Below are 21,819 nucleotides of genomic sequence, written 5' to 3' on the forward strand. Positions count from 1 at the left end.
GAGTACACTCAGCAGGGGTTGGCGATCGCGCGAGAAATTAAAGACCGCCAAAGCCAGGGGGCGGCTCTGGGAAATCTGGGAATTGCTTACCGTAACCTCGGCGACTACGCCAAAGAGATCGAGTACCAACAGCAGTGGTTGGCGATCGCGCGAGAAATTAAAGACCGCCAAAGCCAGGGGGCGGCTCTGGGAAATCTGGGAATTGCTTACCTTTCCCTCGGCGACTACGCCAAAGCCATCGAGTACACTCAGCAGGGGTTGGCGATCGCGCGAGAAATTAAACACCGCCAAAGCGAGGGGGCGGCTCTGGGAAATCTGGGAATTGCTTACGGTAACCTCGGCGACTACGCCAAAGCCATCAAGTACGCTCAGCAGTGGTTGGCGATCGCGCGAGAAATTAAAGACCGCCAAAGCGAGGGGGCGGCTCTGGTAACTCTGGGATTTGCTCTCGCCAACTCTGGCAATTTCCCAGCAGCAGAGAAAACCCTACTTGATAGTATTAAAGTTTCCGAATCTCTCCGTGCTGGATTAGACGATGCCAATAAAGTGTCAATCTTTGAAACTCAAACTCACCCCTACGTCACTTTACAACAAGTCTTCATTGCTCAGAAAAAAACTAATGACGCTTTAGAAATTGCCGAACGGGGTAGAGCCCGAGCTTTTGTGGAGTTATTGGCATCTCGCCAAGCCCCATCTGCATCTGCCCAAACTACTATCAACCCGCCCAATATCCAGCAAATTCAACAAATCGCTAAAGAGCAAAACGCTACCCTCGTCGAGTATTCAACTATTTGGAATGAAGCCCTTTATATTTGGGTCATCAAGCCGACTGGTGAAATTACCTTTCGCTCAGTTGACCTCAAATCTCTGAACATCAATCTATCCGAATCCAGCGAAGAGACAAGAGTATCTGCTGCTACCGGGCTGAGAGGATTAAACGAGCAAGATACAGCCTTAGCTGAGATGATTCGCGGCACTCGCGAGGCTCTGGGTGTATCGGGGGACACTGCCAATAAACAAACAGCTAATCCCCCTGCTTCTACCCCTGCTAATTCTCGGATAATCTACCCCAAATTACAGCAAAGTTATCAACTACTGATTCAACCCATTGCCGATCTTTTACCTACTGACCCCAATGCTCCTGTCATCTTCATTCCCCATCAATCCCTGTTTTTAGTTCCCTTTGCCGCCTTACAAGATCCGACAGGTCAATATCTGATTGAAAAACATACCATCCTCACTGCTCCCGCCATTCAAATTTTGCAGTTAACCCGCCAATCACGGCAAAAAGTCCGACAACTTTCTCTCCAAAATAACCTCGTCGTCGGCAATCCAATTATGCCCAAAATTGGTACCCCGCCGCACCAATTACCTGCCTTACCGGGCAGCGAACAGGAAGCAATTACAATTGCCCAACTTCTGAATACTAAACCGATTACAGGCTCTCAAGCGACTAAAGCATCGATTGTTCAACAGATGCTAAAAGCCCGGATTATTCATCTGGCAACTCACGGATTACTCAATGAAGTGAAGAGGCGAGATTTACCGGGAGCGATCGCCCTTGCTCCATCAGGAAATGATGACGGATTGCTGACTTCGAGCGAAATATTAGATTTGAAATTAAATGCTGAATTAGTGGTATTGAGTGCTTGCAATACTGGCAGAGGAAACATCACAGGCGATGGCGTGCTTGGGTTATCTCGTGCTTTAATTAGTGCTGGAGTTCCTAGTATAATCGTTTCTCTGTGGTTAGTGCCCGATGCTGCGACAGCGGAATTAATGGCAGAATTCTATCGCCAGTTACAGCTAAACCCGAATAAAGCTCAAGCTTTGCGACAAGCAATGCTGATGACAATGAAGATGCACCCAAATCCGCAAGATTGGGCAGCGTTTACGCTGATTGGCGAAGCAGAATAAGATTTTTTTCTGCGCTTGCTAAACTGCTTGAGGGTTGCAGCCAAACAAATCCGATGTGGACGCAAAAACATCTTTGTTAAGAATTAAATGCCGATCGCCATCTCGACTAATTAACCCTTGCTGCTGCAATTTCCCCAGCATTCGAGTTACTGTTACCCGCGTCGTGCAAATCGCATTAGCAATATCTTGATGTGTCAAGCGGATATTCAAACGAGTTCCCTCAACCACAGGCTGACCGAATTCCTGTTGCAATAATAGCAGTAGCTGATACAAACGGTCATCTACTCGTCGCTGTCCGGCGATCGCTAAAATTGCTTCCATTTGCCGCAGCCGCCGTACCATTTGAGGCAGCAACTCGTGAGCCAATTGAGGAGAAGCTTCGATTTCCACCATAGAATACCACATCAAATAAATATCTGATGTCGCCGTAGCTCGGTAAGTCTGCAAGCTTGTCAACCACAAACCGAAGCACATCGAAGGCCCAACCCAACCCAACAGTCCTTCTTCCCCGCTTGGATAAAGCGTACTCAGTTGTGCTAGGCCTTGACAGACTCGCCAAATACCATGCGACATCATAGGAATGGTTTCGCCCTTGGCATAAAAATGCAAGTTTCGGCTCGCTCCTGTGTTATGCTGGATTTCCGCTAAAAGTGCTTTGGATGTTGGTGGCATATCCCTTATTTCCAGCTAAAAAACATTGGTCTGAGACCTACGCCTCTCACTCTAACCGACCAAGGTAAAGGTTTGGTAATCGTCTGGTTAGGGCTAAGATAAGCTTTAGTCATTAGTCATTAGTCATTGGTCATTGGTCATTAGTTATTAGTCATTAGTTTAGGACTTAGGCATCGGTAGCCAGAAACCGGGTTTTTTAGATTAAATACACGGGATTAAAAGCCTCTAGATCGGTTAAAGAACCCGGTTTATTTCTTCAGAGTGCGTTCAGGAATATAGTTATTAGTTATTAGCGGTTATTTGTTAATTGTTATAAAGTGACTGAGAACAAGCTGGCGTGGTAACAATAAAGGTTCTCGTTATTCTGGGCTTTTCAAATAAATATTGATATCGAATAATTCATCAGACTATTTGTTAATAAATCCTCAGTTAATCAATGTTTTATAGAAAAGAAAGGCGAGTTTGGAAGCTCGATCGCACTTCCAGGCCCGCTGAGTCAACTGCTGCTCTCTGCTGCCACAATTCTCAAGAACTTCTAAAATAGTTCAAGAAGGTATCAAAAGACAAAGTAAGGTTTTTCATGGCCGATCAATTAATTCGCGCTACAGCCGCAGAGGGCGGAATTCGCGCTGTAGGCGTCATTTCCACCCGCCTCACCGAAGAAGCAAGACAGCGGCACAATCTCTCCTACGTGGCTACAGCCGCCCTCGGCCGCACAATGTCGGCGGGGCTGTTACTCGCCTCCAGCATGAAACACCCCGAATCGAGAGTCAATATTCGCATCAAAGGAGATGGGCCGCTGGGCGGACTTCTGATTGATGCGGGACTCGATGGAACAGTTCGAGGTTATGTGGACAATCCCGAAGTGGAACTGCCGCCCAATGCTAAAGGCAAACTCGATGTCGGCGGGGCAATAGGTGACGGTTATTTGTACGTGGTGCGGGACGTTGGATATGGCTTCCCTTATTCAAGTACGGTAGAATTGGTTTCCGGCGAAATTGGCGACGATCTGACTCATTATTTGGCAACCTCGGAGCAAACGCCTTCGGCTCTGGTTTTGGGGGTGTTTGTGGGGGCGGGCGGGGTAGAAGCGTCTGGGGGTGTGCTGTTGCAGGTTCTGCCGAAGGCGGCAACCGACGAAAAATTGGTGCAAACTTTAGAATCTAGAGTTGCTGAATTGTCGGGGTTTACGCCGCTGCTGCGATCGGGCAAAACGCTGCACCAGATTCTAGAAGAGTTACTGGGAGATATGGGCCTGGAAATTTTCCCGGAAACTCAGATGGTGCGCTTTGACTGTGGCTGTTCGTTCGATCGGGTTTTGGGAGCTCTGAAAATGTTGGGCGAAGCGGAACTCCAAGACATGATTGAAAAAGATGGGGGGGCTGAAGCTACGTGCCATTTCTGCAACGAGGTTTACAAAGCTAATAGCGACCAACTGGCGGAACTGATCGGCGATTTGCGATCAAACTCCGGTTCTTGAGACGATAATGTGTAATTGGCTCTATTGAGTGCGAGTTAGGGATGACGGCCTTGACCAATTGCCAATTACGCATTATCAATTACCTAATCACAAAATTTTGATTTTGGCGGTTTGGCGATCGGCTCTTGCAGTCTAGGGCCGACGGGAGTATGTAAAAGTGATGAATACATTTTATAGAGCAGTTGATAGCAGCGCTCGCAGTTTTTAAATAACTAACGCTAGCTGGTTGCTGTTTGTGGTGAGGATATGAGTCAAGATCGCAAAATACCAGGCCGTTGGTCTGCATCAGAATCCTTGGAGTCAACAAAGGATACTTCGTCGCTGGTGCGCTTACCAGCAAGGAAAAACCGAGCTGAACGACTTAAAGAGCTCCGAGAGTTGGTTACTTCGGGAAAACTGCCGGGAGGGCATCTGGAACTACCGCCGAATTTGTCTGGGGAAAACTCGCAGCCGCCGGAGGAACACAATCCGTTTTGGCGGAACTGGTCGAATAAGTGGCAGTTTTGGCTGGCGCTGAGTTTGATGCTATCGGTGGGTATGGGGTTTGTGGCAATTGCGTCTTTACTCAACCTGACCTCGCAGTCAAATTGCTCAAAGATTTTTTGGCCGACGGCTTCTGCTAACGATCGCTTTTTTTGTGCTCAAGAAGCAGCAAGCAAGCGGACGGCAGAGGATTTGCTCAGGGCGATCGAATTAGTGAATGCTTTGCCGCAAGACCACCCGCTGCGGCCGAGAATTAACACTCAAATCGATCGGTGGTCACAGGATATTGTCAGGCTGGGAAATGTTAGTTTCCAAGAAGGAAAGCTGGAGGAGGCGATTGCAATCGCTCGCAAGGTTCCTAAAAACGTTCCTGCTTACCCGACAGTGGAAAAGCAGATTGAAAAGTGGCAGTCGATATGGAGCGATGCAGAGAAAATTTACCGCACTGCTGAAGACCACTTGCGCCAGGAAGAGTGGGCGCAGGCTTTCCGCCAAGCTACTCTGCTTTTGGATTTGGGAAATACTTTCTGGGAATCGGCTAAGTACGAGGAATTGACTAAGCTAATTCAGACGACTCGGGCTGAGGGCAATAAGTTGGTAAAAGCCCGGAATACAGCCTCGGAGGGAGGTCTAGAAAATCTGATGGCGGGGATTAAGCTGGCTCAGGGAATTGGTCAAAACAGTTATTTGTATCAAGCTGCCAATAAGGCGATCGCGGAATTTAGCAAGAAAATTCTGGAGATCGCCCAAAAACGATTGCAGGCTGGCGATTGGCAGGAGGCGATGGCGATCGCCAACAAGATTCCAGAGTCGGCAAATTTAAGGGAACAAGTACAGGATTTTAATGAGTTGGCGAATGCTACTTCTCAGGCTTCTACTGGCTCTGTTGAGGGTTTCTCCAAGGCGATCGAGATTGCTCAAAAGTTGAATTCCGGCCGCCCTTTATACAAACAAGCTCAAGATTTAGTCGGCCGCTGGCAACAAGAAATGGCTGATGTGAAAGTTTTGGATTTGGCAAGCAGGCTGGCGGCGCCTGGTGGGGTAAATGATTTGAGGGCTGCGATCGCGCAATTGCAAACAGTCCCGGAATCAAATCCCCGCGCTTCGGAAGCTCGCAGTCAAATTAGCACCTTGAGCCGTCAAATCGAGCTGCTGGAAGACAGTCCGTATTTGCAAAGAGCGAACGATTTGGCGAATATGGGCGATCCGAATGCTCTGGAAGCGGCCGTTGCTCAAGCTTCTCGGATCGGTAGAGGTAGGGCGCTTTACGTGGAAGCTCAAGCCAAAATTCAAGCTTGGATCGAGAGGAGACAGCGGCTTGTTGACCAGCCGTTTTTGGATAGAGCTCAGCAGCTAGCGGCGGGCGGCAATTTGGCGGGGGCAATTGAGATGGCCCGCCGGATTCGATCGGGACGGGTGCTTTATGATGAAGCTCGATCGAACATTCGGACTTGGGAGGCTCAATTTCAGGGCGAGCAAGGTTTGCAGAACGCCCGTCAGACCGCCCGAGCCGGGACAGCGGACGCTCTGCAAACGGCTATTGCGCTGGCCCTTCAGGTGCCCGAGTCGAGTTCGCTCCGGTGGCAAGCGAGTGAGGCGATTGATGAGTGGAGCCAGCGGATTTTGGCGCTTGGTGTGGAACAGTCGTCGTCGGATCTGGCTGGGGCGATCGCGACTTTGAAGAAAATTCCCTCGGGCACTCGGGCTTTTGAGCAAGCTCGATCGCAAATCAAAGTTTGGGAGGAGTCGCTGAATCCTCCCGATGCTGAATCTCCCGATGCTGAATCTCCCCCTCCTGAACCGCCGGAAATTGAGCCTCCGACCAGCTCTGGCAGTCGCTAGGTTAACTGGTTTGCCCGACATTAGGCGGGGGTTTAAACCCCCGTCTCACAATTTGCATTTGGTTAAAACCCACTAAGAATTCATCAATTGCCACCGGATTTGACAAGATATCCTTAATGGTTAATCGCCAACATTTAAAAATTGGTAAATAAATTCTTTGTATTCCTCTTTCACGGGCAGCTCTTCATCGACTTTGAGTCGCCGCCGCACTGCGACAACTTCTTTGCCTTCGATCGGGTTATAACCTGGTTTATCGTATTTTTCCCAATACAATCCCGTTCCCCGGCGCTGCCAAGTCGGCAGTTCGTTAAAGTTAATTCCGTTTTGAAACAGCAATTCGTTTTTGAAAGCCACCGATTGTTTCTCTAATATAACTGCTGCATTTTCACCCGTTTCGCCATTTTTTCGCAGCATCCAATAACTCCAGCCATTCAAAGCGCAGCGCGCTGCATCTGCTTGGCACCAGAGAAAATAATCTACTACTTGCGATTTGTTGGCTGCGGAACAAATGCGGCTGTCAAAATTGACTGCTGTTTGGGCAGCGCGAGTGAAAGTTGCACTGGCAATACTGGCAGAAATAGAGACAATTTTTTCTAAGCTGCGGTCAAATAAATCCCAATCGGGAGGAAACAAAACTGAGATTTCGTCACTTTCGGTATAAGCGTAAATGCCGTCTAGTTCTGACAGGAGCGCTTTGGCAGTTTCCACCATTAATTCGTGGAATTTTAAGTCGAAAGGCTTATCAAAACTTGAGGAAGTAAATTTGGAAAAACTGCGACCGTCGGCGCGAATTACTGTGTGAGTTCCCGGCAATAAACGCAGGCTGTGAAAATATTCAAGCTCGCGCATTTTTTTTTCAAATGTCTGATTGTCCATGAATAATTTCCTCTGCGGGCCAGGTTTTTACTTCAAAGGTTAAGTTTTCTGCTAGGCGGGCGGAAAACAGCCGTTCAAACCCTTCGCCGTAACTGGGCAATACCATTTTTTTTATAGTAGCATAAATTGCTATGTCTGGAACTTGAGATTTGCCCGATCGCTTTTGATTTCGAGCTAAACAGTCACTGACTATTGATTCAAAGTAGTAACCGATGATTTGGGCATTATAAGTGCGACCGATATCAATCAGTGGCTTGCGATCGAGAACTTCGGGATTGGTATTGTCAACAGCAACTGAATGACCTGCTTGCAGTGCATTTTCAATTAATTGAATTTGTCGGCGCGATTTATTTCTATTGTTTCGCATTAAATCTTTGCTGACCAAAACGTGCGTTGCAGCTAAATAGGATCGGAAAAAAGTGCTTTTTCCCGATGCTTGCAATCCCATTAAAATGACTAATTCCATGAGAGGCTAAACATCTGCCGGATTCAGGTGCATCATTACCCAAGTGGTGTAAGTGCCGATCGGACTCCAAAGTATGTAAGGCAGCAATAACAGGGCGGCCGGCTCCGAAACTGGCAACACAGTTAAAGCTAGGATTACGCTTAAAATAGCGCCCGTTCCGCCGATTATTGTGCCGACTTTTAGGCTCCTAACTTTGCACATAACCGAGGTGTAAGACATAGTTACTATTTCTAAAAGCAGGTACAAACCCATTCTCAGCCAAGTCTCCTGAGTTCCTGGTTCTTTTTCCCAAACAATCACTGCTGACCAAGCTGCACAAATAAAAATCACTGTCCAAATTAGGGGAATTGCTTTTTCAAATACTAGCCATCTCGGACGCTGCAAGCGGTTGAACCATTGGATGTCGCTGCGCGGGATTAAGTTAGCTGCTAGTGCTACTATCAAGGCGACGCCTCCAATTACCATCCAGGATTTAATCATTTTTTTACCTTGGGCGAGGTTGACAGGTTCAATTCTGCAGATATTATCTCTAATTTGGGCGATCGCGCCATCTGTCCCCAGTTATATTAGGTTGAGTCCAGTCGCGAAACCCAACATCAGTTTAAAAGTTATTTAGACTTCTGGGAAACGTTAATTTATTCTCTTCAGTTCCCCTTCATAATATAAAAAATGTGACCGAAAGCATCCAGGATACAAGCCCCCGGATTCATCCGTCCAGAAATAAAAAACCTGTATCCGATGAAACTTGCCCCCCGAATTTATCCGTGGGGTTAATGCTTCAATCTAAAATCTAAAATCTAAATCTAAAATCGATTGACTCTTGCTCCCTCCCCTTGACAAGGGGAGGGTTCGGGTGGGCTTTTCAGTAAATTTGACCAGTAAATTTTACAAAAAGTCTCTTAGTCTTTCAAAACAATCGGCGACTAGCCGAGCCGATGATGCTGTTCTAATTCTAAACTCGGGTCATTCTCTTTTTTGGGAACCAGAAGCGTATTTTCGCTGCTCGGTTGCAACACGGCTTTAATCACTTGGAGAAAACGGTTAGGCTTTTTAGTTTGACCGTTGAGAGTGCGGCGGTCTTTCACTTTTTGAGAAAGGTGTCGCATCACAGATAAATCGAGTTCATCTATGAAATGGTCTGCGATACGTTCTCCCATTAAATCTATAGCTTCAGCATACTGATCTGTGAGCGTTTCTATGGCATCGTATGCTTCGTCAGCAACTTGACTTGCTACTGTTTTATTTTGGTCGCCTGCTGTCTGGGAATGGCTGCGGCGCCGGTCTAAAAGACTTTGGTAGTCAGCAATGCTCATTCCCAAATTGTAAAGATGGTGATGAGCGTGATCCATCAAATCTACTTCACTGGGATAGAAGAAACCGCGAGTGCTGTTGATGCCGTGCAGTTTTGCCCAACGCCGCAGAGTTGTCTCCTCTTGCAGTTGGTATCGCTCCAACATTTGAGCTGTGTTCAGCTCTACTTCTGGCGTAACTTTGAAATCGCTCATCGGTAAATCCTCGCTGGTGAGTAAATAAATAAATTTGAAACTTAGAATCTGTGATTTGCGTACAGTCTGAAAATGATGATCAATCCTTTGACGGCATTGAGGGAAGTCTTGCGGGCATTTGCTAGCCGTCGATCGTGCGATCGTGCGATCGAGTCAGAGGATTTCAGGGTAGGGTAATTTTGGGCTTTGTCTCGATCGCATCCGGGAGCAAGCACACTGGGTTAATAATATAGCTGATTTAGTGTTTTAACAATCGTTAAAAATAGTAAAGTTTGATTTTTGGGGTTGAATTATTAGTAATGTTGAGCTATAATATTCTCAATAACCGTGCAATTAGTAATTTTAGTAGTTGCAAACGAGATTCTTAGTATGCCTGTATACGATTATTTGTGTCCCGAAAACAACCAGCAATTAGAAGTTTCGCACAGCATGAACCTGGAAGTTTCGACTTGGGGCCAACTGTGCGAGTTGGCTAAGCGCGAACCCGGGGAGACTCCCGCAGATGCTCCGGTACGCCGACTGCTGAGCGCTCCGAGATTGATGAAGCCGACATCCGACACCGATTATAAAAATTCGGGTTTCAGCAAGTACGTGAAGCGGGATGAAGGAGTTTATGAAAATGTCACGGCTAAGGATGGTGAAAGCCGTATTGTCAATCGAGATGGTAAGGCGATTAAAGACTGAAAATCCCAAATAATTAAGTTTTCAGTTTAGTAAATTACAGATATTGGGTAGGGACACGGCACTGCCGTGTCCTGTATTTCATCCGATTAAAAACTACTATATTATTCAGATTATATTATTCCGATTCAGACGGAAACAAAATGCTCAATCGGACATAATATTATGAGCCAAACCAATCTTTCATTTTTTGTTTTGCTTGTGCTTTAGTATCAGTATTAATGTATACTGACACAGTAGCTATTGCCGCAAGTAATACTCCTAAATCATCAGTAAATCCGATGCCGACTATTATATCTGGAATGGCATCAACAGGAGATATAAAATAGGTCAAAGCTCCAACTACAACTCCTTTTGCCCAAGCAGGCACGTTTGGGTTCTGGGCCGTATAGTAGAGAATCAAAGCTTTTTCAACTACTTCTCTTCCTGCGGTTAAAGCAAAGTTTTTAAGTTTAGTCCAAAAACTTTCATCTGAATAGTTGATTTGGAGGTTGCTGAGGTTTGTTGTGGTTCCTTTTCGGTCGATTAAATCGAGAGGAATGCCCTTCATTTTAAGCTGGGAAACAGCAGAATTGAAGGATGCTGATGCCTTATTTTTATTAGGGGCAGCCTCCCGTATTTGTTTCATGTCTGCGATGAATTCCTGCATGGCTTGGATTTGCACTTCGGAAACCGCCAGCAGTTTTTTTGCGGATTGTATAGCCTCGCTTTCTCCGGGATGCAGCGTCTTATTTGCCCCAGCAATGTTAATTAAAAAATACATGACTCCCAAACGCAGCGGTTCTTCTGACTTGCTGAGTATTTGCAAACAGTCGCTGAGTGAAGGGGGACTGGCTGTGTAGGATTGGATTTGAGTTTTTGCAGAGTCAGAAAATTTGTCTAAATTTATGGTTTTAAACAACAAATCTAGTTCGTCAATATCAACGGAACCATCGGCGGATGCGATCGCAAACAAAGAACCATAAAAAGCTAAAAGTTCGCTTTCTGAGGAGGTGGCAAAAATATCTCTCTCGGACATGATGGTACTTCGATCGCGACGCTTTGCATTTTACCACAAAACTCAGCGCGCCATGATTTCAGAAACCGGCAATAATTTTAGAGAGTATGACACAATGGAGAATTTTTTATGAAAGTTGCGATCGTCGGCTGTGGCTATGTGGGTACTGCGACAGCCAAACATTTACGCGGCAAATCAGATTGTACCGTGACGGCGACAACTACCACGGCGACGCGAGTAGTTGAGTTGGAGGGTGTCGCGCAGCGGGTAGCCGTACTCAAAGGAAATGACAAAGATGCAATGACGGCTTTATTGCAAGAACAAGATACTGTTATGCTGTGCGTAGGTGCTCCAAATTCTCAGGCTTATCGGGAGAGTTATTTAGAAACTGCGACAACTTTAGTATCGGTTTTACAGCAGATACCGAGAGTAAAGCAGGTTATTTATACGGGTACTTACTCTGTGTATGGCGATCGCCAAGGTGAATTGGTAAATGAAGATTCTCCCGTTGCGCCGGCTAATCCAAACGGTGAAATTCTCGCAGAAACAGAACGGGTTTTATTAGCAGCATCGAGTCCCAATCTTCAAGTCTGCATTCTCCGTTTGGGAGGAATTTATGGGCTAGGGCGAGAATTAGTTAAAATCTTTGGAGGCTGGGCTGGGAACACTCGTCCCGGTAGGGGTGAAGATGCTACTAATTGGGTGCATCGAGATGATGTTGTTGGGGGGTTAACCTTTGCTTTAGAAAATCGATTGCAGGGAATTTACAATTTAGTCGGGGATGTGTCGCTATCCAGTGGTGAATTGCTCGATCGCATTTTTGAAACTCACAATTTGCCTAAAGTTTCCTGGGATGGAAGTCCTAGCGTGCGGCATTATAATGCTAGGGTGTCGAATCAAAAGATTAAGGCGGCTGGTTATCAATTTGTTCATCCGGAGATTAGGGAATTTTAGTTGGGCGATCGCTCTTTTGTTAAACCGCATCTTTTTCACAGGCGGGACGCCCGTGCCACAATGAACGCGGATGGACGAAAGGGCGATATTCACCGCTTTAGATTTTTTCCCTAACCCAAATTCTAAATGATTTCAGTAATGCAATTTCTCCCATTGTTTTAGTCTGCTCAAAAAACCTACTCATTTCTGTTGATGATAAAAAGGGAAAAGCAATACTGAAATTGCATTCAACATAGTCCTCGGAAGCTAACTGATAAAATTTTAAAAGTCGCCCGTTATATCTCCAGAGTTCGGGTACGCCAAGTGCCGAGTAAATTCCTGACTTATTAATTGAACTGCTGGTAATATCTATTTCAATTGCCAAGTCGGGCGGTGGGGCAGTTTCTAAGTCTAGTTCTTGCCTGCCTCTGACTGCGGGTTCACTTTGAATATAATAACAATTGTCAGGTTCTATACCCTTTTTAGCCTGTTCTTGCTTGAGAGTCATTGAGCCAGCACTTTTGATTTCAATGCCGAGTTCTTCTGCTAAAATGAAAATGAAGCGATCAGACTGAATCTTGGGATTTTCATGTTCGTATAAAGGACTCATAATTTCCAACATCCCGTTATCATAAGCTATGCGATAACCTCGGCGATTGCCTATTTCTTTGAGCAACGTTTCAAAGGTTGACCAGCTAATGTTTTCTAGCAGTGTTCTCTGTTCGGCTAAACTTGAAGTAGTAGCAATCATCTCAAAATCTCCTTGAGCTTAGAAAACTCTAGTTTTATTTTACCACAGGCCCAGATACTATCAAAAAGGGGGTCTTTTTTTGAACCGCAGATGTGGGCGGATAGACGCTGATGAACGCGGATGGATGAAAGGGCGATCGCACTTCACTTAGGTTGTGTTAAATCTTATTTGATGACACCGCTAATTCTTTTTCTTCTTCCCAAGACAGTGATATTTGAAGTTCTCCTGATGCTGTAAATGTTTGGGCTGCCAACAGTGCAGTCTCTAAATTCACACACATTTTGGCGGAATAATTACCTTCTTGTCCGCCGACAACTAGCTTTTCTATTGCATCGGGTTTTGATGGATCTACTAAATTATGGAAGCTAACATTGTCAAAAGTTATGTTAACAATATATTTGCCGGATTCACCGCCGCCAATGCTCATATAACACTCGTCATCTGCACCCAAGGTAACTAAAGTTTTACTTTTCCCATCTAACTCGCGAATGGCTTGTTCTATTTGACTCCAAGTAGGACTTTCTATTAAGTCACCTTCATCCTGGTTGCCAACCCAATTTTCTGATGATAGGTTTAACACAAACATTATTGCCTCCTTCTATTTGGCGGTTTAACTGTTATTGTCTTACTTCCACTGGGAGTAATAATTTCTAATTCTTCTATATTTAACTGCCAAGCCATAGAGTTTACTCCACCTCTTAAGCCGCAGGCGGCACAAAGTTCGCGATCGCAAATCAAACGTGCTTTACCTCCTCTAATGCCCGCATCGGCTGCTTGTTGAAAAGCATCGGCTTCAGCGTGGGTTTTGGTGATAGGATTGACATTAAAGGTTATTTGCCGACGATTGGGGTTGCTGCCAGAGTTGATGCCAAAAAAACTTTGACCAGCTATTTCTAGTTTAGCTATGGTTGATTTATCGGTTTCGCTGCCAGCCGGTGGTAAACCTAGGCTTTGTCTATATGCAGCTAGTTCATCAAACACACTTTGTATTTTTGCCTTTCCTTTGGGTTGACTGCCCCTATTTTACCAGATTGCGTTCTGGTTTTGGGATTTGGGGTGCGATCGCTCTCTTCTTCATCCGCGTTCATCCCTGTTCATCTGCCTTCATCTGCGGTCAAAAAAAGGGCGATCGCTAGATTAAATAATTATCTCTGTAGCGCTCCTGCGCCATTTGTCGTGCTTCACATTCATTCCATTGCTGGATAGGTCGTAAAGTTTCTACAGTTATCAATTCCTCGGGAATTGGTGTACCTATTATTTGATTGATTACTTCGGCTATTACCCGACAACAGCTTTGTGGCCAACAGACGACTTGCTGCTCAGCAAATCTAATGACTATCCATCCTTTTTCTAAAAATAGTTGATGGCGCTGATTTTCTTGGACAAGCACTTCGTAATTTTTAGGCTCACCGGTTTCATAGTGATAAGGTTTATCAATTGTTATATCAATACGTAAATTTGTTAACTTATCAAAATAAGAAATTTCAATACAGTAAGGTTGATAGGAATGGGATTTTTGGATGATTAAATTGTTATTAATTTTATCTGGGAATAATTGCTGTAAGTTCTTATAAAATTTACTTTCAAGCCACTGAGACTTTGTACTGACAATTCTACCTTCAGGAGGGACGGTTTTTATGATAATATCTTTAATGATCTGATAGCGATACTGTTTTATTTTTTCAGGTTTTTGGGATTCTGCTATCTGCCGTTTATGCTGAATCTCACGCTTTTGCCATTCTGCTAACAAATCTTTATAATCGCGCATTTGTTGCTTGTATTGATTAAGTGTTCGTAAGTAAGACACTTGTTGTTGCCAGAAGTTCAAGGCAGTAACCAAAATTCCACCTACAGAAATATAGAAACTAATGATAATATTTCTACTGGCAATCAGGCTAATAGTTGCAAAAGGAATAATTAATGGGAGAGATTTATAAAAAAACAAAAGTACATCTATTGGTTTGGGCTTATAACTAGGAAGTAAAGGTTTTGGTTCACTAAATTCCCATCTGAAGGGAACTGCATTCATAGCTTGAATAACAGGGTCGGGCATGAGGATAATAGGATATTGAGTCATGTTTTTTAGTGGTTGTATTATTAAACGATAATACTCAACTATTTTCACGAGATATTCCGCTCGGCAAAGACAAACAATGTTCTAACAAGGTGGGCAAATGCCCACCCTACCAAATTACCCCATAATCCCAGCAAAAAAGTCGATCGTCTCTTTCAACGCTTTCACAAACACATCAATCTCCTCGCGAGTATTGTAAAAATACAAACTCGCCCGTGCAGTAGATGAAACGTTCAAATAGCGGTGCAAAGCTTGCGTGCAGTGATGCCCCGAACGAATCGCGACTCCCTCCTGATCTAACAAGGTAGACAAGTCTTGAGGGTGAATTTCTCCCGCAGTAAATGCCGCCAAAGCTGCCCTACCTTCCCCGTTGCTGTCTGGTTGTGGCCCGTAAATTTTGATTTCGGGAATTTGCCGCAATTGTTGGAACAGATAAGCAGTCAATTCAGCTTCGCAAGCGTGAATCTTATCCATGCCAATGTTACTAAGATAATCGATTGCTGCACCGAGGGCGATCGCCTCGCCGATTGCAGGCGTGCCGGCCTCAAATTTGTGCGGCAAATCGGCATAGGTGGAATAATCGAGAAACACGTCAGCAATCATCTCGCCGCCGCCGAAAAACGGAGGCATTTCTCTCAGCAAGTCCAGTTTACCGTACAGAAAACCGATGCCAGTCGGAGCGCACATTTTGTGACCGGAAGCAACCAGCCAATCGCAATCTATTGCTTGCACATCTACTATCATGTGCGGCACGCTTTGGCAAGCATCTATTAAAACTTTCGCGCCGAAACTGTGGGCAATTTCGCAGATTTCTTTGACAGGACTGATGCAGCCTAAAGTATTAGAAACGTGAACGGTTGACACCAATTTAGTTTTATGGGAAATCAGCGTTTTAAACTGTTCCCAATCAAACTCGTTAGTTTCCGTTAACTCCACAAACTTCAGCACCGCACCGGTTCTTTGAGCAATCATTTGCCAGGGAACGAGATTGCTGTGGTGTTCCATTACCGACAGGATAATTTCATCTCCGGCTTGCAGATTGCTCAAACCCCAAGAATAAGCAACCAAATTAATCGCTTCGGTAGCGTTTCGAGTGTAAACAATTTCTTGCCGCGACGCGGCATTTACAAACGCCGCAACTTTGTCTCTCGCACCTTCGTAAGCATCAGTCGCTTTGGCGCTGAGAGTGTGAGCGCCGCGGTGCACGTTTGCATTGTATTGTCCGTAGTAATCACGCCAAGCGTTGAGCACAGCTAAGGGTTTTTGAGAAGTAGCTGCATTGTCTAAATAAACTAGCGGTTTACCGTTAACTTTTTCATTCAAAATTGGGAAGTCACCGCGAACTTTTGATGCGAGGGTTTTTTCTTGAATAAGTGTCATATTTTTTGAAGCTAATGATTTGTCGTTGGGTGGGGGCGGGTTTACGAAATTGTTTGTTTTAGTCGTTGGGTGGGGGCGGGTTTACGAAATTGTTTGTTTTAGGCAATTATTATTCGTGAAACCCGCCCCTACAGTTTGTTAAAAATGGTGCAAGATATGGTATGAACACAGCACTGCTGTGTCCTCATTTGTATGAGTTATCCTTGGACGGCAACGCAGGTAGAAAGCATTTTCGCCACCCCAAGAATCGGTAATTGATTGAGCATTTCCGCCGCAAAAGCATCAATTAGCAAATAGCGACTTCTTTCTAAATCCAAACCGCGACTTTGCAAGTAGAAAAGTTCATCATCTTCTAATTGACTGACAGTTGCACCGTGGGAACATTTAACGTTGTCGGCGACAATTTCTAACTGCGGTTTGGTATCTACGCGAGCTCTCGGCGACAGCAACAAATTCCGGCTTAATTGTCCGGCATCTGTCAATTGTGCGGCTTTGCGAACGAAAACTTTGCCGTTAAATACAGCGCGAGCTTTGTTGCCGACAATGCACTTGTGCAATTGGCGACTTGTACCGTGAGGGTGATTAAAATCGATTAAACTGTGAGTGTCCGACAACTGTTCCCCAAAGGCTACGCTTAAGCCGTTTAAAGTTGTTTCAGTGGCTTCGCCGCGCTGAAATACTTCTAAATTGTGCCGCGATATTTTGCCTCCCAAGCTGATAGCATGGCAAGTGTAACGGCTATTACGAGATTGTTCGATCGCACTTTTGCCGATATGAACAACCTCCCCACCTTCCCGCTGAAGGCGAACGTGATTCACAGTGGCGTTTTCGCCGACAACCACATCCGTTACAGCATTCGTAAATGCAGCGACATTACCGATAGTTGCGTAATCTTCAACCAGCGTGACATTGCTTCCAGGCTCAGCTATGACCAAGCAGTGCGGCTGGGACATCGTGGGAGATGCACCGGGCGCTGTCAGGAACAGCAAGTGAATCGGAAGGTCGATCGACATATTAGCCGGCACGAACACTACCGCAGAATCGGCCAAACCCGCAGTATTCAGCGCCGTAAACACCTCGGTTTGCTGTCTGTGCTTGCTCAAAACATCCCTGATGCGCCCTTGATATTTTTCGGGTACATTGGATAGATTACCTGCGTAAAAGTCGATCGGCAAAACCAAGGACTCCACCGTTGACAAATCCGGCGCATAAAAACCGTTGATAAATACCAATCTTAATGGTAAATCATCCCGATTTTTCACTGGCATAATGATATCAGCCAGCTTAACTTTTGACTGATTGCTCTGCGGTATATGAAAAGGAATTTGCAACACCGACGACAAATCAGTAAAGCGCCATTCTTCATCCCTCACCGTCGGAAAACTTGAAGAAAGCACGTATTCAGTCGCCGCATCCCGCAAATCCTGCAACCAATAAGCCGCACTTTTGCTATTAACAGCCTCCAACTTGCCGCACTGATTCACCAAATCAGTCAAAAACATTTCCCTACTAGCAACTTGCGTATTCATCATCGCGCGCCTACTCCTGCTGCTTCCTCTTCCACAACCCAGTCATAACCGCGCTCTTCCAATTCCAGCGCCAACTCTTTCGGGCCAGTCAAGATAATTCTGCCCGCTTCCATGACGTGAATAAAATCAGGAATAATGTAATTCAGCAACCGCTGATAGTGAGTAATCACCAACATCGAATTTTCAGCAGTTGACAACTGATTCACACCGCCGGCGACAATCTTGAGAGCATCGATATCCAAACCCGAATCAGTCTCATCTAAAATAGCTAATTTCGGTTCCAACAACGCCATTTGCAAAATTTCATTCCGCTTTTTCTCGCCGCCGGAAAAGCCCTCATTAACGCTGCGGCCTAAAAAAGAATCATTCATCTTGACAATATCCAGCTTGTCCTCGATTAAATCTTGGAAATCAAAAGCATCCAATTCTTCCAATCCGCGATGTTTGCGGTGAGAATTGTAAGCCACGCGCAAGAAATCCAGATTGCTAACGCCGGGAATTTCTAAAGGATATTGGAACGCTAGGAAGACGCCAGCCAATGAACGTTCTTCCGGCGGTAATTCCAGCAAATTTTGACCCAAAAAAGTAACTTCTCCGCCCGTTACCGTATAAGCAGGATGGCCTGCTAATATTTTGGATAAAGTGCTTTTTCCCGAACCGTTCGGGCCCATAATCGCGTGAATTTCACCTGATTTAATTTCCAGATTCAAACCCTTCAGGATTTGGGTATCTTCCACATTCGCAGTTAAATCGCGGACGGATAGCACTACTTGACTATTTTCTACAATCATCTATTTTTGTCCTTTTCCTCAATGCACTTTACAGTTTTTTTTCTCGTTCCTAGGCTCTGGCTATTGCTGACCACTTAAAGTTAAACCTACCGTCTCTCTTGTTTGTATCGAAGTCTAGATCCCCCCTAACCCCCCTTAATAAGGGGGGGACAAGAGTGTTCTTAAAGTCCCCCTTAATAAGGAAGGGGGGACACAAGAAGTATTCTCAAAGTCCCCCTTATTAAGGGGGATTTAGGGGGATCTAGACTCGAATAAAAGCGACATTTATTATGGGTTGCAATATTAAGTTGTCACCGATGGACTCGGCCTGGAAGGGTTTCTTGCCCGCGAAAATTATCCGACACTTCCTTCCAGCTTCAGACTCAACAGCTTATCAGCTTCCGCCGCAAATTCCATCGGTAACTGATTGAAAACATCTTTACAGAAACCACTAATCATCATCGAAATAGCATTTTCTGCGGAAATTCCCCGCTGTGCGAAGAAGAACAATTGCTCTTCTCCAATTTTAGAAGTAGAAGCTTCGTGTTCGACTTTAGCCGTGTGGTTCTGCACTTGAATATAAGGGAAAGTATTCGCTTGAGCGTTATCGCCAATCAGCATGGAATCGCACTGAGAGTAATTGCGAGAGCCTTTAGCATTCGGCCCCATTTTCACTAAGCCGCGATAGCTGTTGGATGAATTTCCAGCAGAAATTCCCTTAGAAATAATCGTGCTGCGAGTATTTTTACCAACGTGAATCATTTTGGTGCCGGTATCAGCTTGCTGCTTGTTATTTGTCAGCGCTACCGAGTAGAATTCGCCCACCGAGTTGTCGCCGACTAACACGCAACTGGGGTATTTCCAAGTAATGGCGGAACCGGTTTCTACTTGTGTCCAAGAAATCTTAGAATTAACTCCCTGACACAAACCGCGTTTCGTCACGAAGTTATAAATGCCGCCTTTGCCGTTGGCGTCGCCAGCGTACCAGTTTTGCACTGTGGAGTATTTAATATCGGCATTGTCCATTGTTACCAATTCCACGACGGCGGCGTGCAGTTGATTGGTGTCAAACATCGGCGCGGTGCAGCCTTCTAGGTAAGAAACAGAACTGTTTTCTTCTGCAACAATTAGGGTGCGCTCGAACTGGCCGGAATCTCCGTTGTTGATGCGGAAATAAGTGGACAATTCCATTGGGCATTTGACGCCTTTGGGAATGTAAACAAATGAACCGTCGCTGAATACGGCGGAGTTGAGGGCTGCGAAAAAGTTGTCGCCGACTGGTACGACGCTGCCGAGATATTTTTCTATTAATTCGGGATAATCTTTGACGGCTTCTGAAATGGAACAGAAAATAACACCATCTTTGGCTAACTTTTCTCTAAAGGTTGTCGCAATTGAAACGCTGTCAAAAACGGCGTCAACGGCGACATTTCCGAGCCGCCTTTGTTCGGAGAGGGGAATGCCGAGTTTCTCGAAGGTTTCTAGGAGTGTCGGGTCAACTTCGTCCAAACTGTTGAGCTTTTTGGGCTTTTGTTTTGGGGCGGAATAGTAGATAATTTTTTGGTAGTCGATCGCGGGATAGTTGACGTGGGGCCAGGTGGGTTCGGTCATTGTCAGCCACTTCCGGTATGCTTTGAGGCGGAATTGCAGCATGAATTCCGGTTCGTTTTTCTTGGCGGAAATCAGGCGGACTACATCTTCGCTCAAGCCGCGGGGGATGGTGTCTGACTCGATGTCGGTGACGAAACCGTATTTGTAGGGCTGGTTGACTAAGGTTTTGACTGTGGTAGAACTCATTATTTTGCGTGTTCAGTGTTCTAGATAATGCTCTCTGGATGGCAGACGGGGCAATGCCTGTCTGGGCTTGAGCGAGTTCTGCTGGACTGCTCTGGGAAGTTAAACAACAATTTTGTTGCTTTACTATATTTTAAGCTACATTAACAATAGTGATATTGTCAAAGTCAAATTAATAATTTTTTGTGAAGATGATGGAGACTACTCAGCAGACTTCCACGAAACAAGACATCCTGCAATATTTGCTCAAGGGGGGGCAGGGGACGGCTCTTGAGTTGGCGGAGTCTTTGGATATCAGCCCGCAAGCAATTCGCCGTCACTTGAAGGATTTGGAAGCGGAGGGGCTGATTCAGTATCAGTCGGTTCAGGCTGGGATGGGGCGGCCGCAGCACATTTATGAGCTTACCAGTCTGGGGCGCGATCGATTCCCCAATCGTTACGGTGATTTTGCAGTCTCTTTCTTGGATACTTTGGCGGAAACGGTCGGCCGCGAGCAAGTAATTACTATCCTGCGAAAACAGTGGCAGCGGAAGGCTACGGACTACCGGCGGTTAGTGGGTACGGGTTCGCTGCAAGAACGGGTGACTAAGTTGGTGGATCTTCGCAGGGCTGAGGGTTACATGGCTGAGTGTTATCCTGTAGAATCTGTAGAGGTTGGGATGTGCGATCGCGCTGGTTTGGGTGATCGATTTGTGTTGATGGAACACAACTGCGCGATTTCTAATGTTGCTGAAACTTTTCCTAGTGTGTGTGGCAATGAGTTGGAAATGTTTGCAGCGGTTTTGCCGGATTGTATTGTGGAGCGGACTCACTGGATTATTAATGGGGAACACCGCTGCGGTTATTTGATTGCAAAGAAGAAGGAAGAAGTTCGGCAACGGATTATGTAACGGATGTCACGGATGTCACGGATGAAAGTTCGGCCACGGATGAGTGTAACGGATGTTACGGATGTCAGGGATTACCAATTACCGATTACCGATTAGCAATTACCAATTTTTAATATATGGAACCGCTAGCAGATTTTTTAAAGCCGGAAGAGTGTGCCGAAGTTGATATGGCCCTGCTGTCGTCGAAGGAAAAGTTTTCGGCGCGGGTGGCAATTTATGCTTTGAGGGTGCTGAAGCAAATTTCTGGGGAGACTGGTTTGCCGGTGGCTGAGGTGACTAATGGGCAGGTGATGGATTGGATTAAAAATGATGAGAGTATTAAAGGGTCGATCGAACTTGATGCGAGTTTTGAAAACTTTTTTACGAATTTGGTGGTTGCGTCTTTGCGGCCTTTGAGGCAAATTGCGACAGAATCTGAAAGCGCGATCGAACAATTAACAGTTAAGCAGGTTGTGGCGTGGTTTGTGAAGGACGGGAAGATTCGCAGAGACCAGGGAACCGAGGCGGCTTTTTTGGACTTGTGAGTTAAAGGTCGATCGACTCATCTGGCAAATAATACGTCAAACTCGGCGATTGGGGGCTGTTTCGGGCGATCGAAAAAAAGTTTTGACAAAGGGGTTGACAGACAAAGGAAAACTTGATAAGGTAATTAAGTCGAGCGAAAGAGATGCAGCGCATCAAGCTTAACGCAGACACAGGATTAAAAGTTTTCAAAGCTTTCCTGGTGCTTATGATGTAATGGAACCACTCCGATCCATCCCGAACTCGGTTGTTAAACG

At 45.5% G+C, this 21,819-nt stretch carries 23 protein-coding genes; 7 read left to right on the plus strand and 16 right to left on the minus strand.

Translation table 11 applies throughout. The features are described from left to right. On the plus strand, positions 1 to 1,917 hold a 1,917-nt coding region (locus QUB44_RS13060), incomplete at its 5' end, for a CHAT domain-containing tetratricopeptide repeat protein (RefSeq protein ID WP_333367768.1). An 18-nt stretch (positions 1,918 to 1,935) separates the two neighbouring features. On the opposite strand, the gene QUB44_RS13065 is transcribed toward QUB44_RS13060, so the two are convergent. After that, positions 1,936 to 2,589 (minus strand): Crp/Fnr family transcriptional regulator, encoded by a 654-nt coding sequence (locus tag QUB44_RS13065; protein ID WP_333367771.1) that lies wholly within the window; start codon positions 2,587 to 2,589, stop codon positions 1,936 to 1,938. Between the two features lie 580 nt (positions 2,590 to 3,169). Between QUB44_RS13065 and hslO the strand changes: the two genes are divergently transcribed. Together hslO and QUB44_RS13075 are read left to right on the plus strand one after the other, a co-directional pair. Further along, positions 3,170 to 4,069, plus strand: coding sequence for an Hsp33 family molecular chaperone HslO (gene hslO, locus QUB44_RS13070; RefSeq protein WP_333367774.1), 900 nt, complete (start codon positions 3,170 to 3,172; stop codon positions 4,067 to 4,069). A gap of 246 nt (positions 4,070 to 4,315) precedes the next feature. Continuing rightward, complete coding sequence (locus QUB44_RS13075) at positions 4,316 to 6,394, plus strand: hypothetical protein (RefSeq protein ID WP_333367777.1); 2,079 nt, start codon at positions 4,316 to 4,318, stop codon at positions 6,392 to 6,394. 120 nt (positions 6,395 to 6,514) lie between these two features. On the opposite strand, the gene QUB44_RS13080 is transcribed toward QUB44_RS13075, so the two are convergent. The 4 genes from QUB44_RS13080 to QUB44_RS13095 form a co-directional block, all read right to left on the minus strand. Further along, complete coding sequence (locus QUB44_RS13080) at positions 6,515 to 7,270, minus strand: tRNA(His) guanylyltransferase Thg1 family protein (RefSeq protein WP_333367780.1); 756 nt, start codon at positions 7,268 to 7,270, stop codon at positions 6,515 to 6,517. Then, positions 7,251 to 7,736, minus strand: coding sequence for an AAA family ATPase (locus QUB44_RS13085; protein ID WP_333367783.1), 486 nt, complete (start codon positions 7,734 to 7,736; stop codon positions 7,251 to 7,253). Before QUB44_RS13085 ends, QUB44_RS13080 begins: the two co-directional genes overlap by 20 nt. Before the next feature lie 6 nt (positions 7,737 to 7,742). Beyond that, the gene (locus QUB44_RS13090) at positions 7,743 to 8,216 is read right to left on the minus strand and encodes a TspO/MBR family protein (RefSeq protein ID WP_333367786.1); all 474 of its coding nucleotides are present in this window, start codon (positions 8,214 to 8,216) and stop codon (positions 7,743 to 7,745) included. A gap of 443 nt (positions 8,217 to 8,659) precedes the next feature. Next, positions 8,660 to 9,241 (minus strand): hypothetical protein, encoded by a 582-nt coding sequence (locus QUB44_RS13095; RefSeq protein WP_333367788.1) that lies wholly within the window; start codon positions 9,239 to 9,241, stop codon positions 8,660 to 8,662. A 369-nt stretch (positions 9,242 to 9,610) separates the two neighbouring features. Between QUB44_RS13095 and QUB44_RS13100 the strand changes: the two genes are divergently transcribed. Beyond that, the gene (locus tag QUB44_RS13100; protein ID WP_333367791.1) at positions 9,611 to 9,925 is read left to right on the plus strand and encodes a zinc ribbon domain-containing protein; all 315 of its coding nucleotides are present in this window, start codon (positions 9,611 to 9,613) and stop codon (positions 9,923 to 9,925) included. A gap of 160 nt (positions 9,926 to 10,085) precedes the next feature. Here the strand turns inward: QUB44_RS13100 and QUB44_RS13105 are convergent, their stop codons facing one another. Then, complete coding sequence (locus QUB44_RS13105) at positions 10,086 to 10,940, minus strand: YkvA family protein (RefSeq protein WP_333367794.1); 855 nt, start codon at positions 10,938 to 10,940, stop codon at positions 10,086 to 10,088. Positions 10,941 to 11,048: 108 nt separating this feature from the next. On the opposite strand from QUB44_RS13105, the gene QUB44_RS13110 reads away from it, so the two are divergent. After that, positions 11,049 to 11,873, plus strand: coding sequence for an NAD-dependent epimerase/dehydratase family protein (locus QUB44_RS13110; RefSeq protein WP_333367797.1), 825 nt, complete (start codon positions 11,049 to 11,051; stop codon positions 11,871 to 11,873). Positions 11,874 to 11,970: 97 nt separating this feature from the next. Here QUB44_RS13110 and QUB44_RS13115 read toward each other — a convergent pair whose 3' ends face one another. The 9 genes from QUB44_RS13115 to sufB form a co-directional block, all read right to left on the minus strand. Further along, positions 11,971 to 12,603 (minus strand): Uma2 family endonuclease, encoded by a 633-nt coding sequence (locus tag QUB44_RS13115; RefSeq protein ID WP_333367800.1) that lies wholly within the window; start codon positions 12,601 to 12,603, stop codon positions 11,971 to 11,973. A 157-nt stretch (positions 12,604 to 12,760) separates the two neighbouring features. Beyond that, on the minus strand, positions 12,761 to 13,189 hold the full coding sequence (locus tag QUB44_RS13120; RefSeq protein ID WP_333367803.1) for an Imm1 family immunity protein: 429 nt from the start codon (positions 13,187 to 13,189) through the stop codon (positions 12,761 to 12,763). Next, on the minus strand, positions 13,189 to 13,584 hold the full coding sequence (locus QUB44_RS13125) for a deaminase (RefSeq protein ID WP_333367806.1): 396 nt from the start codon (positions 13,582 to 13,584) through the stop codon (positions 13,189 to 13,191). Before QUB44_RS13125 ends, QUB44_RS13120 begins: the two co-directional genes overlap by 1 nt. Further along, entirely contained in the window at positions 13,569 to 13,691 is a 123-nt protein-coding gene (locus tag QUB44_RS13130; RefSeq protein ID WP_333223623.1) for a hypothetical protein, read from the minus strand. Before QUB44_RS13130 ends, QUB44_RS13125 begins: the two co-directional genes overlap by 16 nt. A 44-nt stretch (positions 13,692 to 13,735) precedes the next feature. Next, positions 13,736 to 14,680 (minus strand): hypothetical protein, encoded by a 945-nt coding sequence (locus QUB44_RS13135; protein WP_333367808.1) that lies wholly within the window; start codon positions 14,678 to 14,680, stop codon positions 13,736 to 13,738. A gap of 114 nt (positions 14,681 to 14,794) precedes the next feature. Then, entirely contained in the window at positions 14,795 to 16,057 is a 1,263-nt protein-coding gene (locus QUB44_RS13140) for a SufS family cysteine desulfurase (RefSeq protein ID WP_333367811.1), read from the minus strand. 197 nt (positions 16,058 to 16,254) lie between these two features. Next, the gene (sufD, locus tag QUB44_RS13145) at positions 16,255 to 17,589 is read right to left on the minus strand and encodes a Fe-S cluster assembly protein SufD (RefSeq protein WP_333367814.1); all 1,335 of its coding nucleotides are present in this window, start codon (positions 17,587 to 17,589) and stop codon (positions 16,255 to 16,257) included. Continuing rightward, positions 17,586 to 18,377, minus strand: coding sequence for a Fe-S cluster assembly ATPase SufC (sufC, locus tag QUB44_RS13150; protein WP_333044221.1), 792 nt, complete (start codon positions 18,375 to 18,377; stop codon positions 17,586 to 17,588). Before sufC ends, sufD begins: the two co-directional genes overlap by 4 nt. Before the next feature lie 333 nt (positions 18,378 to 18,710). Next, a complete protein-coding gene (sufB, locus tag QUB44_RS13155) occupies positions 18,711 to 20,153 on the minus strand; it encodes a Fe-S cluster assembly protein SufB (RefSeq protein WP_333367817.1) in 1,443 nt (480 codons plus the stop codon). 188 nt (positions 20,154 to 20,341) lie between these two features. Between sufB and sufR the strand changes: the two genes are divergently transcribed. Both sufR and QUB44_RS13165 read left to right on the plus strand, forming a co-directional pair. Continuing rightward, a complete protein-coding gene (sufR, locus tag QUB44_RS13160) occupies positions 20,342 to 21,040 on the plus strand; it encodes an iron-sulfur cluster biosynthesis transcriptional regulator SufR (RefSeq protein ID WP_333367820.1) in 699 nt (232 codons plus the stop codon). 116 nt (positions 21,041 to 21,156) lie between these two features. Continuing rightward, positions 21,157 to 21,564: a hypothetical protein gene (locus QUB44_RS13165; protein ID WP_333367823.1), complete on the plus strand. Its 408-nt coding sequence runs from the start codon at positions 21,157 to 21,159 to the stop codon at positions 21,562 to 21,564. A gap of 1 nt (position 21,565) precedes the next feature. Here QUB44_RS13165 and QUB44_RS13170 read toward each other — a convergent pair. Beyond that, the coding region (locus QUB44_RS13170) for a hypothetical protein (RefSeq protein ID WP_333367827.1) at positions 21,566 to 21,819 on the minus strand (254 nt) is incomplete at its 5' end.

Origin of the sequence: Microcoleus sp. AT3-D2, from assembly GCF_036705715.1 — a bacterium.
Classification (GTDB): Bacteria; Cyanobacteriota; Cyanobacteriia; order Cyanobacteriales; family Microcoleaceae; genus Microcoleus.

Coding starts and splice junctions, on each gene's coding strand:
- QUB44_RS13065 (WP_333367771.1), bottom strand. CDS start 2,589: ATGCCACCAACATCCAAAGCACTTTTAGCGGAAATCCAGCATAACACA.
- hslO (WP_333367774.1), top strand. CDS start 3,170: ATGGCCGATCAATTAATTCGCGCTACAGCCGCAGAGGGCGGAATTCGC.
- QUB44_RS13075 (WP_333367777.1), top strand. CDS start 4,316: ATGAGTCAAGATCGCAAAATACCAGGCCGTTGGTCTGCATCAGAATCC.
- QUB44_RS13080 (WP_333367780.1), bottom strand. CDS start 7,270: ATGGACAATCAGACATTTGAAAAAAAAATGCGCGAGCTTGAATATTTT.
- QUB44_RS13085 (WP_333367783.1), bottom strand. CDS start 7,736: ATGGAATTAGTCATTTTAATGGGATTGCAAGCATCGGGAAAAAGCACT.
- QUB44_RS13090 (WP_333367786.1), bottom strand. CDS start 8,216: ATGATTAAATCCTGGATGGTAATTGGAGGCGTCGCCTTGATAGTAGCA.
- QUB44_RS13095 (WP_333367788.1), bottom strand. CDS start 9,241: ATGAGCGATTTCAAAGTTACGCCAGAAGTAGAGCTGAACACAGCTCAA.
- QUB44_RS13100 (WP_333367791.1), top strand. CDS start 9,611: ATGCCTGTATACGATTATTTGTGTCCCGAAAACAACCAGCAATTAGAA.
- QUB44_RS13105 (WP_333367794.1), bottom strand. CDS start 10,940: ATGTCCGAGAGAGATATTTTTGCCACCTCCTCAGAAAGCGAACTTTTA.
- QUB44_RS13110 (WP_333367797.1), top strand. CDS start 11,049: ATGAAAGTTGCGATCGTCGGCTGTGGCTATGTGGGTACTGCGACAGCC.
- QUB44_RS13115 (WP_333367800.1), bottom strand. CDS start 12,603: ATGATTGCTACTACTTCAAGTTTAGCCGAACAGAGAACACTGCTAGAA.
- QUB44_RS13120 (WP_333367803.1), bottom strand. CDS start 13,189: ATGTTTGTGTTAAACCTATCATCAGAAAATTGGGTTGGCAACCAGGAT.
- QUB44_RS13130 (WP_333223623.1), bottom strand. CDS start 13,691: ATGAACGCGGATGAAGAAGAGAGCGATCGCACCCCAAATCCCAAAACC.
- QUB44_RS13135 (WP_333367808.1), bottom strand. CDS start 14,680: ATGACTCAATATCCTATTATCCTCATGCCCGACCCTGTTATTCAAGCT.
- QUB44_RS13140 (WP_333367811.1), bottom strand. CDS start 16,057: ATGACACTTATTCAAGAAAAAACCCTCGCATCAAAAGTTCGCGGTGAC.
- sufD (WP_333367814.1), bottom strand. CDS start 17,589: ATGATGAATACGCAAGTTGCTAGTAGGGAAATGTTTTTGACTGATTTG.
- sufC (WP_333044221.1), bottom strand. CDS start 18,377: ATGATTGTAGAAAATAGTCAAGTAGTGCTATCCGTCCGCGATTTAACT.
- sufB (WP_333367817.1), bottom strand. CDS start 20,153: ATGAGTTCTACCACAGTCAAAACCTTAGTCAACCAGCCCTACAAATAC.
- sufR (WP_333367820.1), top strand. CDS start 20,342: ATGATGGAGACTACTCAGCAGACTTCCACGAAACAAGACATCCTGCAA.
- QUB44_RS13165 (WP_333367823.1), top strand. CDS start 21,157: ATGGAACCGCTAGCAGATTTTTTAAAGCCGGAAGAGTGTGCCGAAGTT.